The organism is Pacificimonas aurantium, from assembly GCF_020092905.1.
GTDB classification, from domain to species: Bacteria; Pseudomonadota; Alphaproteobacteria; order Sphingomonadales; family Sphingomonadaceae; genus Pacificimonas; species Pacificimonas aurantium.
The window spans coordinates 1142794-1157243 of the sequence record NZ_JAGSGB010000001.1 but is presented as its reverse complement, the minus strand read 5'-3'; the positions used below and the strand labels follow the sequence as shown (position 1 = coordinate 1157243).

General features: G+C 67.1%; 13 protein-coding genes. 8 read left to right on the top strand and 5 right to left on the bottom strand.

From position 1 onward, the window contains the following. The first annotated feature begins 16 nt into the window (after positions 1-16). The 7 genes from argH (at position 17) to KCN53_RS05575 (ending at position 7604) form a co-directional block, all read left to right on the top strand. Positions 17-1420, top strand: a complete 1404-nt coding sequence (gene argH / locus KCN53_RS05605) for an argininosuccinate lyase (RefSeq protein WP_088711056.1) — start codon at positions 17-19, stop codon at positions 1418-1420. Beyond that, a complete protein-coding gene (locus tag KCN53_RS05600; protein ID WP_088711057.1) occupies positions 1417-1653 on the top strand; it encodes a hypothetical protein in 237 nt (78 codons plus the stop codon). Before argH ends, KCN53_RS05600 begins: the two co-directional genes overlap by 4 nt. A gap of 3 nt (positions 1654-1656) precedes the next feature. Beyond that, complete coding sequence (gene lysA, locus KCN53_RS05595; protein WP_088711058.1) at positions 1657-2928, top strand: diaminopimelate decarboxylase; 1272 nt, start codon at positions 1657-1659, stop codon at positions 2926-2928. Beyond that, entirely contained in the window at positions 2925-5273 is a 2349-nt protein-coding gene (locus tag KCN53_RS05590) for a DUF4175 family protein (RefSeq protein WP_088711059.1), read from the top strand. The genes lysA and KCN53_RS05590 overlap by 4 nt, the downstream gene beginning before the upstream one ends. After that, positions 5270-6133: a UTP--glucose-1-phosphate uridylyltransferase GalU gene (galU, locus tag KCN53_RS05585; protein WP_088711060.1), complete on the top strand. Its 864-nt coding sequence runs from the start codon at positions 5270-5272 to the stop codon at positions 6131-6133. Before KCN53_RS05590 ends, galU begins: the two co-directional genes overlap by 4 nt. Further along, positions 6133-6909: an esterase/lipase family protein gene (locus KCN53_RS05580; protein ID WP_088711061.1), complete on the top strand. Its 777-nt coding sequence runs from the start codon at positions 6133-6135 to the stop codon at positions 6907-6909. The genes galU and KCN53_RS05580 overlap by 1 nt, the downstream gene beginning before the upstream one ends. Before the next feature lie 62 nt (positions 6910-6971). Next, positions 6972-7604: a class I SAM-dependent methyltransferase gene (locus KCN53_RS05575; protein WP_172406139.1), complete on the top strand. Its 633-nt coding sequence runs from the start codon at positions 6972-6974 to the stop codon at positions 7602-7604. On the opposite strand, the gene KCN53_RS05570 is transcribed toward KCN53_RS05575, so the two are convergent. Together KCN53_RS05570 and KCN53_RS05565 are read right to left on the bottom strand one after the other, a co-directional pair. Beyond that, a complete protein-coding gene (locus tag KCN53_RS05570) occupies positions 7601-9043 on the bottom strand; it encodes an ArnT family glycosyltransferase (RefSeq protein WP_088711063.1) in 1443 nt (480 codons plus the stop codon). The genes KCN53_RS05575 and KCN53_RS05570 overlap by 4 nt on opposite strands. Before the next feature lie 22 nt (positions 9044-9065). After that, positions 9066-10196: a glycosyltransferase gene (locus KCN53_RS05565; protein WP_224199382.1), complete on the bottom strand. Its 1131-nt coding sequence runs from the start codon at positions 10194-10196 to the stop codon at positions 9066-9068. Positions 10197-10308: 112 nt separating this feature from the next. Here KCN53_RS05565 and KCN53_RS05560 point away from each other — a divergent pair, with 112 nt between their 5' ends. Beyond that, the gene (locus KCN53_RS05560) at positions 10309-11631 is read left to right on the top strand and encodes an O-antigen ligase family protein (RefSeq protein ID WP_088711064.1); all 1323 of its coding nucleotides are present in this window, start codon (positions 10309-10311) and stop codon (positions 11629-11631) included. 16 nt (positions 11632-11647) lie between these two features. On the opposite strand, the gene KCN53_RS05555 is transcribed toward KCN53_RS05560, so the two are convergent. The 3 genes from KCN53_RS05555 to KCN53_RS05545 are packed head-to-tail and all read right to left on the bottom strand — an operon-like array spanning position 11648 to position 14408. Then, complete coding sequence (locus KCN53_RS05555) at positions 11648-12049, bottom strand: F0F1 ATP synthase subunit epsilon (RefSeq protein ID WP_088711065.1); 402 nt, start codon at positions 12047-12049, stop codon at positions 11648-11650. Further along, positions 12050-13513 carry a F0F1 ATP synthase subunit beta gene (gene atpD, locus KCN53_RS05550; RefSeq protein WP_088711066.1) on the bottom strand — a complete coding sequence of 488 codons (1464 nt, stop codon included), beginning with the start codon at positions 13511-13513 and terminating at the stop codon, positions 12050-12052. A 19-nt stretch (positions 13514-13532) separates the two neighbouring features. Then, positions 13533-14408 (bottom strand): F0F1 ATP synthase subunit gamma, encoded by an 876-nt coding sequence (locus KCN53_RS05545; RefSeq protein ID WP_088711067.1) that lies wholly within the window; start codon positions 14406-14408, stop codon positions 13533-13535. Positions 14409-14450 lie beyond the last annotated feature (42 nt).

The window sequence follows — 14450 nt, the reverse complement described above, 5'->3', positions numbered from 1 at the left end:
GGATAACTCCAACTCGATGTGGGGCGGGCGCTTCGGCAGCGGGCCCGCCGCGATCATGCAGGAGATTAATGCGTCCATCGGCACCGACAAGCGGATGTGGCGAGAAGACCTGGACGGCAGCCGCGCCCATGCCGACATGCTCGCCGCGCAGGGCATCATCGAGCCCGCCGACCGCGACGCCATCCTGGACGGCCTCGACAGGATCGAACGCGAATGGGCGGAGGGCGGCCTGGTCGAAGACCTCGCGCTCGAGGATATTCACATGCATGCCGAAGCGCGCCTGAAGGAACTGGTGGGAACGCCCGCCGGCCGCCTGCACACCGCGCGCTCCCGCAACGACCAGGTGGCGACCGACTTTCGCCTGTGGACGCGGCGCGCCTGCGACGAAGCCGGCGCGGGGCTCGCGGCATTGCAGCAGGCGCTGCTCGACCGGGCAGAGGAGCATGCCGGCAGCATCATGCCGGGCTTCACCCATCTTCAGTCGGCGCAGCCGGTCACGCTGGGGCATCACCTGATGGCCTATGTCGAGATGCTGCGCCGCGACCGGTCGCGCGTCGCCGACTGCCGCCGGCGGCTGAACGAATGCCCGCTGGGTTCGGCGGCGCTTGCAGGCACCGGATTCCCGGTCGACCGTGAGATGACGGCCCGCGCGCTGGGCTTCGATGCGCCGACGCGCAACAGCCTCGATGCGGTCAGCGACCGCGACTTCGCGCTGGAGTTCGCGCAGGCTGCGCTGACCGCCGGGCTCCATCTTTCGCGTCTGGCGGAGGAGATCGTTATCTGGGCGTCCCAGCCCTACCGCTTCGTCGACCTGCCCGACAGCTTCTCCACCGGCAGCTCGATCATGCCGCAGAAGCGCAACCCCGATGCCGCCGAGCTCGTGCGCGCGCAGCCGGGCACCTATCTGGGCGCGGTGACCCTGCTCGCCACCATGATGAAGGGCCTGCCGCTGGCCTATGCAAAGGACCTGCAGCAGGACAAGGAACCGGTCTTCAAGGTCTTCGACACGCTGCAGCTGGCTTTGGCGGCGATGACGGGAATGGTTCGCGAGCTGGGGTTCCGAACCGAGCGGATGCGGAAGGTCGCGGCGGCAGGGCACTCCACCGCCACCGACCTTGCGGACTGGCTGGTACGCGAGGCGTCGGTCCCCTTCCGCGAAGCCCATCACATCACCGGGCGCGCCGTCGCGCTGGCCGACGAGAAGGACTGTACGCTGTCCGACCTGCCGCTCGACGAGCTGAAGGCGATAGATGGCCGCATCGACGCGGGGGTCTTCGACGTCCTGAGCGTAGACAAGTCGGTGGCCAGCCGGTCGAGCTTTGGCGGCACGGCGCCGGATCAGGTGCGCGCGCGGATCGCCGAAGCGCGCGAGGAGCTGAAGGCCGAAAGCGGCGGGCAATGCCCTGGAGACATAGCATGAAGACGTTCGCCTGCGCGGCGCTGCCGCTGCTCCTTCTCGCCGCCTGCGGCTCCTCCGGCAACATCGCCTTCGCCGACGACGAGCACCCGCCGGCGCCTGTGGGCGAAGAGCAGGCCCCGACCGTCGCCGACCTGCTCGATCCGCCGCCCCAGGCCGCGCCCGACCGGCTGGACGATATCGTCGACCGCTCGGAAGAGCGCGACGAAGACGAATTCGACCTGCCGCCGAACTGATCGATGGACTTTTTCCAGCACCGCGACGGCGTCCTTCACGCCGAAGACGTCGACCTCGAACGGCTCGCCGAGGAGATCGGCACGCCCTTCTACTGCTATTCCGAAGCGACGCTCGTCAGGCATCTGAATGTCTTTCGCGAGGGAGTCGCGAGCTGCGGCAAGGACCCGCTGGTGGCCTATGCGGTCAAGGCGAACCCCAACCAGGCTGTGATCGCCTGCTTGGCGCGCGAGGGGGCGGGCGCCGATGTCGTCTCCATCGGCGAACTGCGCCGCGCGCTTGCCGCCGGGGTCCCGGCCGACCGCATCGTCTTTTCCGGCGTGGGCAAGACCCGGGAGGAAATGGCCGAGGCGCTTGCCGCCGACATCCTGCAGTTCAACCTCGAGTCGACATCCGAAGCGGACATGCTCGCCGAGGTCGCGAGAGCCGCAGGCCGCAGGCCCCGCGCCGCCTTTCGCGTCAATCCCGACGTCGATGCCGGCACGCATGCGAAGATTTCCACAGGACGCGCCGAGAACAAGTTCGGCATTCCCATCGACACGGCGGCGCAGGCCTTTTCCGCCGCAGCGGCGTCGGGCGATATCGACATGGTGGGGGTCGCCGTCCACATCGGCAGCCAGCTGACCGACCTGAGCCCGCTGGAGGCCGCCTTTCGCCGGGTGGGCGACCTGATCGGAGAGCTGCGCGCCGGCGGGCACGACATTCGCACCGCCGACCTGGGCGGCGGTCTCGGCATTCCCTACAGCCCCGACAGCGCGGAGCCGCCCCTTCCCGCCGACTATGGCAAGATGGTCGCCGCAATCACCGAGGACTGGAATGTGCGCCTGATCTTCGAGCCGGGACGGCTGATCACGGGCAATGCCGGTATCCTGGTGTCCCGCGTCATCCGCCTGAAGCAGGGGGTCGGGCGCTGCTTCGTCATCATCGACGCAGCGATGAACGACCTGATGCGACCCACCCTCTACGACGCCTATCACGGCATCGAGGCGGTGCGCCCACGAGGAGGCGAGGTGGTCGCCGACATCGTCGGTCCGGTCTGCGAGACCGGCGACACCTTTGCGCGCGACCGGGCGCTCCCCAGGCTGGAGGCCGGCGACCTTATCGTCTTCCGCACGGCGGGCGCCTACAGTGCGACGATGGCCTCAACGTACAATTCCCGCCTGCTGACGCCCGAGGTTCTTGTGAGCGGCGAGCGAAGCGCAGTCATCCGGCCGCGCCGGACCTATGAGGACCTGATCGGACAGGACCGTATCCCCGACTGGATCGCGAAGGAATGACGGCGCAGCCGGTCCACCGCCTGACCCCTGCCGCCCGGCATCGGCTGCTCCCCGCCGCGGCACTCTTGTGGATCGAACGCGCCATTCCGGCAGAACTGTCCTGGCTGGGGGCGCTGTGGCTGGGCTATGCGGCGGCGGTTCTCACCGGGCTGTTCGACCTGTTTCCCGGCTCTGTCCGCGTCGCCGCGCTCGGGCTGTGCTGCGTCCTCACCATCGCCCTGCTCGCCCGGGCTGCGATCAGGATCGAACCGCCTGCCCTCAACGATGTGCTGAACCGGCTGGAACGCGACAGCCACGTTCCCCGCGGCCTGCTGCGCCTGCAGGCCTATGGCCCTGCAACGGAGCTTAGCGGGCCGGGCTCGGCGCTGTGGACTCGTGCCCAGACGGAGGCGGCGACGCAGCGCGTGCGCCTGCGCCTGCGCCTGGGCAGCGCCCGGCCCGGGCCAAGGCTGCTGGCCGCGCTCGCAGTCCTTGCCGTCGCCGCAGCAGCCGGGGGCGTCTATTCCGTGGTCGCTGCGCCAGACCGGTTTGCCCGCCTGATCTCGCCTTGGCCGGTACCGCTTTCCGCATATGAGTTTCGCGTCCGCATGACGCCGCCCGACTATGCCGCGGCAGCGCCGGTGACGATCACGCTGGCGGGCGGCGACCGACAGGCCCTGCGCCTGCTGCGCGGGACAGCGCTGCAGGTCGAGGCGCTGGACGGTCCCGGAGGCTGGGTCCTAGACGGTCCCGCCGGCCTGTCAGCCGACGGAGAGATCACGCCGGACCGGGCCGGCACATGGGACATCGTACAGCACGGCCGCACTTTGGCGACGCTCGACATCTCCATCGCGGCCGATGGCGAGCCGGTCATCCGGTTTGACGGCACCCCGCAACTGAATGCCTCGGGCGCCCTCCTCGTCCGTTACCGGCTGGAGGACGATCACGGCCTTTCCCGCCTGGCCATCGAAGTCGACGGAGAACGGGGCCGCCCCCGCCTTTACCCGCTGACCGACGCCGCCCGCGTCGGCGAGGGCAGCTCCTACGCCGAACTGTCGCGCGACCCGCGGGCGGGCGAGGACGCGCGGCTGACCTTGGTCGCGACCGACGGCGCGGGCAATGTCGGGCGGTCCTCCCCGCTTCTCGTGACACTGCCGGAGCGCAGCTTCACGAACGAAGCCGCGCAGGAGATCATCGCCGTCCGGCGCGCGCTCTTCGGCGGCATGAACCGGCAGCGCGTGGTGCGCCGGCTGGGCACCATCGCGGCGCGGCCGGAGAGATATGACGAAAATCTCGCCGTTTATGCGGGGCTCCGCAGCGCCGGCGCACGCCTCGTCTACTCGGAGGGCGATGCCGCCATCGAGGAGGTCGGCGACCTGCTCTGGGATATCGCGGTCGACATAGAAGATGGCGGCGCGAGCCGTGCGCTTGAAGATCTGCGCTCAGCCATGGACGAGCTGATGCGCGAGGCGGCGACGGCAGACGACGACCGGCTTGCGGCGCTGACCGAGCAGATCGAACGCGCCATGGCGGAATATATGCGCCGCCAGATCGATGCCGCGCTGGAGGCGGGTGAAATGCCCCCTTCGGGAATGATGCAGGGCCTGGCGTCCAACGTCGACGGCGATTTCCTGCAAGCGATGATGGAGGACCTGAAGGACCGGCTGGCGGCAGGCGATACCGAGGGCGCCATGGAAGCGCTGCAGAATCTGCGCGGACTGATGGAATCGATCCAGTTCGCCGCGCCGAGCCCGGATCCGGAGGCCGCCGCCCGCGCCGAAGCGCTTCGCGACCTTGCCGAACGGCTGGGCCAGGCCGAGATCGACCAGGGCGAACTGAGGCAGGAGACGATTGCCGAGGCGATCCGCCAGACGATCAACGTGGGCGAAGATGGAAGCGCCGAGCTGGGTGAACGGCAGCAGGCGCTGAGCGAAGCCGTCTCGCAGATCGAGCAGGGCCTGGCCGAGGCGGGGGCGGCGGCGCCGGACGCGCTGGACGAGGCACGCAGCGCCATGCAGGCCGCCGCCGCGGCCCTGTCGGAAGGCGAGGCCGGAGAGGCCGGCCAGCGGCAGGGCGAAGCGCTGGAAGCGCTCGCGAGCGCGGCCGCGGAACTGGAACGACAGGCGCAGCAAGCCCAGCAGCAGGCGGCGGGGGGCATGATGCAGCCGGGTCAGAGCGGAAGCGGCGTCGATCCGCTTGGCCGCCCCGGACGCGGGTTCGGACAGGGATCGGTGGACCTGCCGGACGAACAGCGACTACGCCGTGTGCAGGAAATTCGCGCCCTGCTGGAGGAACGCGCCCGCGACCAGTCGCGTAGTCAGGAAGAGCGATCCTATTATCTCAGGCTTTTGAAGAGGTTTCGATGAAACAGGTACGAACGGCCGTATTTCCCGTCGCTGGGCTCGGCACGCGGTTTCTACCCGCGACCAAGGCCATTCCGAAGGAGATGCTGCCCGTCGTCGACCGACCGTTGATCCAATATGCCGTCGACGAGGCGCTGGAGGCCGGTATCGAGCAGCTGGTCTTCGTGACCGGACGCGGAAAGACGGCGATCGAGGACCATTTCGACATCGCCTTCGAGCTGGAACACACGATGGAAACGCGCGGCAAGGACCTGAGCGTGCTGCAGGGCTCTCGCATCGGGCCGGGCCGCATCGCCTATGTCCGCCAGCAGGAGCCCCTGGGCCTGGGCCACGCCGTGTGGTGCGCCCGCAGCGTGGTCGGCCACGAGCCCTTCGCCGTCCTGCTTCCCGACGAGCTGCTGGTCGGGAAGCCGGGCTGCCTGAAGCAGATGATGAACGCGTATGAGGAAGTGGGCGGAAACCTGGTCTGCGCGCTGGAAGTCGACCCGGCGGAAACCTACAAATATGGCGTGGTCGATCCCGGGAAGACAGACGGCGCGCTGACCGAGGTGAAGGGCCTCGTCGAAAAGCCGAAGCCGGAGGACGCCCCCTCCAACCTGATGCTGCCCGGCCGCTATATCCTGCAGCCGGAAGTCATGGGCATCCTGAAGGACCAGGAAGCCGGTGCGGGCGGCGAAATCCAGCTGACCGACGCGATGGCCCGGATGATCGGCAACCAGCCCTTCCACGCCTTTACCTTTGACGGCGAACGCCATGACTGCGGCGACAAGGCCGGATTCGTGAACGCCACGCTGGCGCTTGCGCTGGAACGCGAAGACCTGGCCGACACAGTGCGCAGCTTTGCGAAGGAAAGACTGGGCTAGTGGCCGAGCCGCCGTCCCTCGCCCTGCACCTGCGCGAGTTGTTCAGCGTCGGAGAACTGGCGCGGTTCATTGTCAGTGACACGACGAGCGGCCTGCCGCGCGGCGACGGCCATCCCGTAATCGTTTATCCGGGGATGCTGGGCTCCGACACGACGACCTACCTGCTCCGCTCCCGGCTCAGCGAGATCGGCTATGAGGTACATGGCTGGGAACTGGGGCAAAACCTTGGGCCGCGCCGCGATACCCTGTCGGAGATCCGTTCACAGCTTGTACGCATCACCTCTGAAGCCGGTCGCAAGGCCAGCCTGTTCGGCTGGAGCCTCGGCGGGCTGTTCGCGCGCGAGATCGCCAAGCGGCGTCCCGACTGCGTGCGGCAGGTCATCACGGCCGGGACGCCCTGCAGCAACTTCCGCGCGACCAATGCCTGGAAGACCTATGAGCGGCTGAACGATCATGCCGTCGACGAAATCCCGTTCGACACGGACCTGTCGGAACTGCCGCCCGTGCCTGTCACCGCGATCTACAGCAGGGAGGACGGTATCGTCGCCTATGACTGCATGGACATCGGCCAGGGGCCACGGCATGAGAGCGTGCAGGTTTCGAGCACGCATATCGGCCTCGTCTGGTCTGCCGAAGTGCTGGCCGTGACGGCGGACCGGCTGGCCCAGCCGGAAGGCGAATGGGCACCCTATGTCCGGCCCGGCACACGGGCAGACGCCTCGCACACAGCGCGCACCGAAGGCGAAGACCCGCCGCAGGAGAACAGCAGATCCTAAGCGTTTATCTGGAGAACCGGCGCGAGGGCGATTCAGCCTTCGACCGGGCAAAGTCCGCCTATGTGTCTGCCGCCTATCGCTACGGCGACCGGGAGCGCGGCAAGCGCCTGCTGGAGAAGGGAGCGGCCGCACCGCTCGCCAGCGCGGCGCGCTTCTTTGCGAGCCAGCTCGCCATCTGCGACCTGCCGCGCATGATCGAGCTGGACGTGCCGTGGTGGAACCGCAAGGCCGCGCTTGCCGTCGACCGCTTTCTCTCCGCGCGGTCCGAGGCGCGCGTTTTCGAATTCGGGTCCGGCAGCAGTACCGTCTGGCTCGCGCGCCGTGCCGCGCATGTCTACAGCGCAGAGCCGCATGCGGACTGGGCCGAGGCGCTCGAGCGCGAACTTGCCCCCTATGGCAATACCGACCTTCTGGTACGCAGGCTGGAGCGGGGCGGCGGGCCCTTCGCGCTCAGCATCGCCGAAGCGGGAGGCCAGTTCGACCTGATCGTCATCGACGGACGCGAGCGCGCGGCCTGCTTCACCCAGGCCATCCCCTTCCTGAAACCGGATGGCCTTGTCCTGTTCGACGACAGCTTCCGGCGCCGCTACCGGCCCGCCATCGAAGCCGCCCCGCTGGTCGAAACGCGGTATTTCGGACCGGCCTTTGCAAAGCCCTATCCCGACCATACCTCGATCCTGAGGCGAAAAGCCTAGCGCTTCAAAGCCCAGATGATGACGTCGCGTTCCCCCTCGACCGTCGTTTCGGGAAGCGTGGCGACCGGCTCGTAGCTGCGCTCCAGTTCCTCGCTCAGCAGGGCGAAGTTCTGCCGGTTGGGCGCGGGCACGATTGGCCGGGGCCGGGTGACGATCACCGCGGGCCGCGCCGCCAGAGCTCCGCGCATCGCCTCGTCGGCAGGTTGAGGCAAGGCAAAGCGTTCGCGCGCGAAGTTCAGATGTTCAGGAAAGAGGTATGGCGTTACCTTACAGGCGCCCGTTTCCCGGTAGAGGCTGACTGGTCCGTCATAGACATAGAGGCATCCCCCATCGAGATGCGCGCCGACCGTTCGCGCCAGTGCGGCCGTCGTCTCCTTTGAGCGCAAATGAGGCTCGGCCGAGAGCCTCTGGCCGGGGACCGCCAGCATGAGGGCGAGGACCGCCAGATATACACCCCTCAGCCGGTCAGACCGGAACATCCAAACGGCTGCGAGGATGAAGGGCGGCAGCAGGGGAAGCGCGTAGTGAACGAAGAAATTCGGGACGACGAAGAAGCCGGCAAACGCGCCGACGACATAGAAAGCCAGCGGCGCGCGCGCCTTTCCGAGAGCGCAGAAGAGCAGCGTCGGCGCCATCAGCGGCGAGAGCAGGATCAGCATCTTGCGCGCCTGCGGCCAGCCAAGCGAGCCCTCCGCGGTGCGCTCGAAGACCGAAATGAAGGCAGCCTGGATGTAGGCCGGCCCGGCGCCGAGCGCGTACATGAGCGCGGCGCCCGCAAGCGAGGGGCCGCCGCCGCAAAGGGCGAACCAGAAGACCCGCTGCAGCAAGGGCCGGAAGCCGACGCCGCGTCGGTGCCACAGCCACAGAAAGCCGAGGCCGATCCCCGCCCCTTCGAACAGGGCGGTGGGCTTCACGGCGACGGCAAGACCGCACAGCAGCATGGCAGCGGCACCGGGAAAGATATCCGTTTCCCCCTCACGCTCGCAGCTTCGCAGGAGCAGGAGGAAGGCCAGCATCACCGGCAGGTTGTAGAAGATCGGCGACTGCCCGCCGCCGCCCATGAAGAATTCGAGCGCTAGCAGATAGACGATGCCCGCCGCGGCGGCGACCGCCGGGCCGGTGCGGCGCATCGCGGCGGCGCAGATCAGCATCGCCGTGCCGCCTGCGGCGAGTAGCGCGCCGAGCTGGTAGGCAAGGAGGCCGTCTCCGAACAGCGCAAAGACGGCATAAAGGAGGAAAAGCCCAACGGGCTTCCGGTCCCAGACATCGACATAGGGCAGAGCCCCCTGCGTCATCATCTCGCCGAACAGCAGGTAGAACTGCTCGTCCATATGATAGTTGGGATCGCCGAGTGCCGGGAGGCGAATGACGAGCGCCGCCGCCGCGACGACGAGGCATGCCAGCGTGCCGCTGCCGATGCGCGGCAAAGCGGAGGGCATAGTCCTAAGCGAAACGCTCACGCTAACGGCGCGACCAGGTGAGCCAGGACGTCACCGCATAATTCCAGATCGCGCCCACAAGTGCGCCGAGCGCTCCGGCCAGCCACCAGTCGGCGCCCTGCTCCCCGAACACGAATCCGGCGACACCGACATTCGCTGCCGCCCCGGCGCTGCAGACCAGCGCGAAGCTTGCCAGGCCGCGCCACCAGGCGAAGCCGGACAGGCGCCTATCCCGGTAGGTGAAGGCATTGTTCAGCGCATAGTTGAACGTCATCGCGGTGAGGACGGCGAGGGTCTGCGCTGCGGCAAACCCCAGGCCGGCCGCATTCAGCGCCACGCCGAGTACACAGAGATGGACGAGCAGCCCCAGCGCCCCCACCGCGCCGAACATAAGGAATTTGACCGGCACGAACCGCCCGACAAGCTTGTCGAGCAGAAGTTCGAAATATTCGAGCGCCACCGCGCTATCCAGCTTCGACTCCCCGGCCGTGCGTGAACGAAACTCGTAGGGCACTTCCTTTAGTGTCAGGCGGCGGGGATGCGAGGCAACGAGGTCGAGAAGAATCTTGTAACCAACCGACGAGAGGTCGCTCGCGGCTTCGAGAACGACCGCACGTTTGGCCGCGAAGAAGCCCGACATCGGATCGGACAGGAGCGTCTTCGTCACGGGAGCGGCGAGACGGGTGGCAAGGCGGCTGATGCGCTCGCGGGCGCGGTCCCAGTCGCCCGTGCCGCCGCCCTCCGCATAGCGCGTTCCGACGGCAAGTTCGTACCCGTCCTCGGCAATCGCCCGGTAGAGCCCCGGAAGCACCGTTTCGTCATGTTGCAGGTCGCCGTCGATGACCGCCACGACCTGCGCCACGGTCGAAAGGAACCCCTCGACCACTGCGGACGAGAGCCCGCGCCGCCCGATGCGCCGCAGCAGGCGGACGCGCCGGTCGGTGGCGGCGATGGCCTCCACCCGCTCGGGGGTGCCGTCTCCGGAGCCGTCGTCGACGAAAATGACTTCGAACTCGATGCCCGCAAGTGCGATGGACAGTTTTTCGAGGAGCGGCCCGACATTGTCATGCTCGTTGAGCACGGGGACAACGACCGCGAGCTCGAGCGGCCTGTTTTCGACGTGCCGAAATGTTTCCAGTATTGCCTGCTGCACGATCGCGGCCCCCACATCGGTGATGGCAGGCGTGGTAAACGGCCGAAGTAAAGAAAGGCTTTCCGCCAGCCGTCCGAACGGTTCGTTAATCCTGTCTGGTTAGGCGGAAAGCATGACGAGCAGCAGCCGCCCCGCTTTTTCCGCCGCGCCGGTGCGGTCCGGCGCGAGGCTGCACGCGCCCTCACCGCTCGCCCTGCTGCTGGTTCTGCTTGCCGCGCTGCCAGCGCTGGCCGCTTTGATGTTCCCGGTGCCCTGGAACCAGATGGGCGGGGGGCTTGCCACTTTCGCGTACATCAACGACTTCCTGTTCGCCGCGGCAGAGGTAGCTTTCATCGTCTATATGCGGCGGCGCGGCCGGTCGGTGCTGCGACCGCTGTGGGACCTCGGCAGGGCGGACGGGATTGCGCTCGGTGTCTTTCTGGCGCTGTTCTGGGTGTCATCGGTCTTCGTCTCGCAGCAGCCGGCCTTCTCGCTGGTCCGCGTGCTGCTGTGGGTCGTCCATGGCCTGTTCGGCCTGGCCGTGTTCGAAGCGGCGAAGGCCATGACCCGGCATTCGATGTCCCGGGCCGCAGCCGGGGTTGCCTGCGGTGTCCTTCTGCTGGCGGCGCTGACGGCGGTGCATATCGCCGCGCTTCCGGCCAGCGTACTTCGCGGCTCCGACCTTCCTTGGGACACAATGCTTCCCGGCTTCATGAGCGCGCGCCAGCTCGGCTTCACCGCGGCGGCGGCCATGGGCCTGCTCGCCGGCTACCTCTCGCTGGGCGCCGAGCGCAGACCGGAGGCCGCCATCGCCTTTGCGGGGCTGCTCGTGGCATCGGCGCTGCTATGCTTCAGCGGCACGCGGTCCGGCGTGCTGGCTTTCGTTGCTGGCGCGGTCCCGACCGTCTTTCTATGCCGCACGAACTTGAAGGCGCGGGGCGTTCTTGCGGCCTGCGGCGCGATTCTTCTGGGCGCCCTTGCCTCAACCCTGTGGGTTCCCGAGCATCCCGCTTTCGGTATCGAGCGCATATTGGGCATCGCCGCAGCGTCGCCCGAAGGAGAAATCTCGGCGGGCCGGACGCAGCTATGGATGCTGACGGCTGGCCTGATCGGCGACGCCCCGCTGCTCGGCCATGGCGAAAACGCCGCGCTGTGGCTGCTGAAACCGTTCGGGTATCACCATTTCCAGCCGCACAACATCGTGCTGCAGGCCGCGCTGAGCTGGGGCCTGCCCGCAGCGCTGGCGGCAGGATATCTGGCCGTCCGCATGTGGAGCGGCGCAGCCATGGCCGTGCGGCGGGACAACTGGGCGATGCCGCTGTTCCTCGCGCTGAATACCCTGCTCATCATGGCGATGCTCGACGGCGTGCTGCACGCAGGCCGCACCGTGCAGCTGGCAGCGGCGCTGGCCGCGATGCTGCTGGCCATCGGGCGCCGGCACACCGACGCCGAATAGCCGACTTCTCCAGAAGCTAGTTGGCGGCGACGTCCCGCTTGGCCCGAAGCGCGGCAAGCCGCGTTTCAGCCTGAGTGCGTTCCGCGTCGGACGCTGCGGACGCAACGGTACGCTCGGCCTCTTCGATCTCGGTCGCCAGCGCGCCCGCGTCGATCTCCGATACCGGCTCAGCCCGCTCGGCAAGGATGGTAAGGCCCTTGTCGTTCACCTCGGCGAAACCGCCTTCGATGAAGATCCGCTCGGCCGGTGCGCCTTCACGCTCATAAACGTCGATCGCGCCGGGGCGGATCGTCGACATCATCGGCGCATGGTTCTCCAGCACGGCGAAATCGCCCTCCGCGCCCGGCACGACCACCTGGTGGACGCTGCCGGAGCGAAGCTGCTTCTCGGGAGAGACGAGTTCGAAGTTGAGAGCCATTTACGCCGCGTCCGCCGCCATCTTCTGGGCCTTTTCACGGGCCTCGTCGATGCCGCCGACCATGTAGAACGCCGCTTCGGGCAGGTCGTCATGCTTGCCCTCGACGACTTCCTTGAAGGACCGGATGGTGTCTTCGAGGTCGACGAACTTACCCGGGATGTTGGTGAACACCTCGGCGACGTGGAAGGGCTGCGACAGGAAGCGCTGGATCTTACGCGCACGGGCGACGGTCAGCTTGTCCTCTTCGGACAGCTCGTCCATTCCCAGAATGGCGATGATGTCCTGCAGCGACTTGTACTTCTGCAGAATCTCCTGGACGGCGCGCGCAGTCTCGTAGTGATCCTGGCCGACGACGCGCGGCTCGAGAACGCGCGACGTCGAGTCGAGCGGGTCGACCGCCGGGTAGATGCCGAGCTCCGAAATCGCGCGGTTGAGCACGGTCGTCGCATCGAGGTGGGCAAAGGAGGTGGCCGGCGCCGGGTCGGTAAGGTCGTCGGCGGGCACGTAAATGGCCTGCACGGACGTGATCGAGCCCTTGGTCGTCGACGTAATACGCTCCTGCAGGTTGCCCATGTCGGTCGCGAGCGTCGGCTGATAGCCCACGGCCGAAGGAATACGGCCGAGCAGCGCGGACACTTCCGAGCCGGCCTGCGTGAAGCGGAAGATGTTGTCGACGAAGAAGAGCACGTCCTGCCCTTCCTGATCGCGGAAATATTCGGCGATGGTCAGGCCCGACAGGGCGACGCGGGCGCGCGCACCCGGCGGCTCGTTCATCTGGCCATAGACCAGCGCCACCTTAGAGCCCTCGGAAATGGCGTCGCCGGCCTCGTTCTTCGCGATGACGCCCGCGTCGAGGAACTCGTGGTAAAGGTCGTTACCTTCGCGCGTCCGCTCGCCGACGCCCGCGAAGACGGAAGTGCCACCATGGCCCTTCGCGATGTTGTTGATCAGTTCCTGAATCAGGACGGTCTTGCCGACCCCGGCGCCGCCGAACAGGCCGATCTTGCCGCCCTTCGCATAGGGGGCGAGCAGGTCGATGACCTTGATGCCGGTGACCAGGATCGAGCTTTCGGTCGACTGGTCGATGAAGAGCGGAGCCTCCGCGTGGATCGGAGCCGACTGAGTGGCCTCGATGGGGCCGCGCTCGTCGATCGGCTCACCGACGACATTCATGATGCGGCCGAGCGTTTCGGGGCCGACCGGCATGCGGATCTGCGAACCCGTGTCGGTCACTTCCTGACCGCGCACGAGGCCGTCGGTGCCATCCATGGCGATGGTGCGGACCATGTTCTCGCCGAGATGCTGCGCCACCTCGAGAACGAGGCGCTTGCCGTTGTTGCTGGTTTCCAGCGCCGAGAGAATTTCCGGCAGCTCCGTATCGAACTGAACGTCGACGACGGCGCCGATCACCTGGGCGATACGGCCGATATTGTTGGTCGTGGGCTGGACTGCTGCGGTTGCCATGTCTTCGCTTCCCTGCGGTCTAGAGCGCCTCGGCGCCCGAAATAATCTCCACCAGCTCGGTCGTGATGACGGCCTGGCGAGTACGGTTATACTGGATGGTGAGGTCGTTGATCAGGTCGCCGGCGTTACGCGTGGCATTGTCCATCGCGGTCATCGAGGCGCCCTGCTCGGAGGCGGCATTTTCAAGAAGCCCCGTGAAGATCTGCACCGCAATGTTGCGCGGCAGCAGCTTGTCGAGGATTTCCTCCTCCGACGGCTCATATTCTACCGGACCGGTTTCGCGTTCGCCGTCGGCTTCGGAAGACACCGGCGCCGGAATGATCTGCTGCTCGGTCGGGTTTTGCACCAGCGCGGACTGGAACTTCGAGAAGTAGAACTGGGCGACGTCGAATTCGCCGTTGCGGAAGCGGACGAGAATGTCGTCGGCGACGGCCTTGGCATAGTCGAAGTCGACATTCCTGATGTCCGAAAAGTCCTGGAAATGCACGATATCGTCGGCGAAGCGGCGATTGATGACCGCGCGGCCCTTCTTACCCAGCAGGTAGAATTTCACCGTCTTGCCATGCGCGCGCAACTGCTCGGCTGCCGCCAGCGCCTTCTTCACGATGTTCGCGTTGAACGCACCGGCGAGACCCCGGTCCGACGTGGCGACGACCAGCAGATAGCTATCGGTCTTGCCGGTACCGGTGAGAAGCGGCGAGGCCGTTGCCGGCGTCACGCGCTGGCCGAGCGAGGCAAGCACCGCCTCCATCTTCTCGGCATAGGGGCGCGCAGCCTCCGCAGCCTCCTGCGCACGGCGCAGCTTGGCGGCGGCGACCATCTTCTTCGCCTTGGTGATCTTCTGGGTCGATTTGACCGAGGAGATCCGGTTTTTCAGTTCCTTGAGGCTTGCCATGTGGCTCCCGAAGGCTTCCCTATCCTGTCATCCCGGCGCTGC

Bases quoted from the DNA above. Each gene is read 5' to 3' on its own strand.
- KCN53_RS05600 (WP_088711057.1), top strand. From the start codon at position 1,417: ATGAAGACGTTCGCCTGCGCGGCGCTGCCGCTGCTCCTTCTCGCCGCC.
- KCN53_RS05545 (WP_088711067.1), bottom strand. From the start codon at position 14,408: ATGGCAAGCCTCAAGGAACTGAAAAACCGGATCTCCTCGGTCAAATCG.
- KCN53_RS05590 (WP_088711059.1), top strand. From the start codon at position 2,925: ATGACGGCGCAGCCGGTCCACCGCCTGACCCCTGCCGCCCGGCATCGG.
- KCN53_RS05560 (WP_088711064.1), top strand. From the start codon at position 10,309: ATGACGAGCAGCAGCCGCCCCGCTTTTTCCGCCGCGCCGGTGCGGTCC.
- KCN53_RS05555 (WP_088711065.1), bottom strand. From the start codon at position 12,049: ATGGCTCTCAACTTCGAACTCGTCTCTCCCGAGAAGCAGCTTCGCTCC.
- galU (WP_088711060.1), top strand. From the start codon at position 5,270: ATGAAACAGGTACGAACGGCCGTATTTCCCGTCGCTGGGCTCGGCACG.
- lysA (WP_088711058.1), top strand. From the start codon at position 1,657: ATGGACTTTTTCCAGCACCGCGACGGCGTCCTTCACGCCGAAGACGTC.
- argH (WP_088711056.1), top strand. From the start codon at position 17: ATGTGGGGCGGGCGCTTCGGCAGCGGGCCCGCCGCGATCATGCAGGAG.
- atpD (WP_088711066.1), bottom strand. From the start codon at position 13,513: ATGGCAACCGCAGCAGTCCAGCCCACGACCAACAATATCGGCCGTATC.
- KCN53_RS05570 (WP_088711063.1), bottom strand. From the start codon at position 9,043: ATGCCCTCCGCTTTGCCGCGCATCGGCAGCGGCACGCTGGCATGCCTC.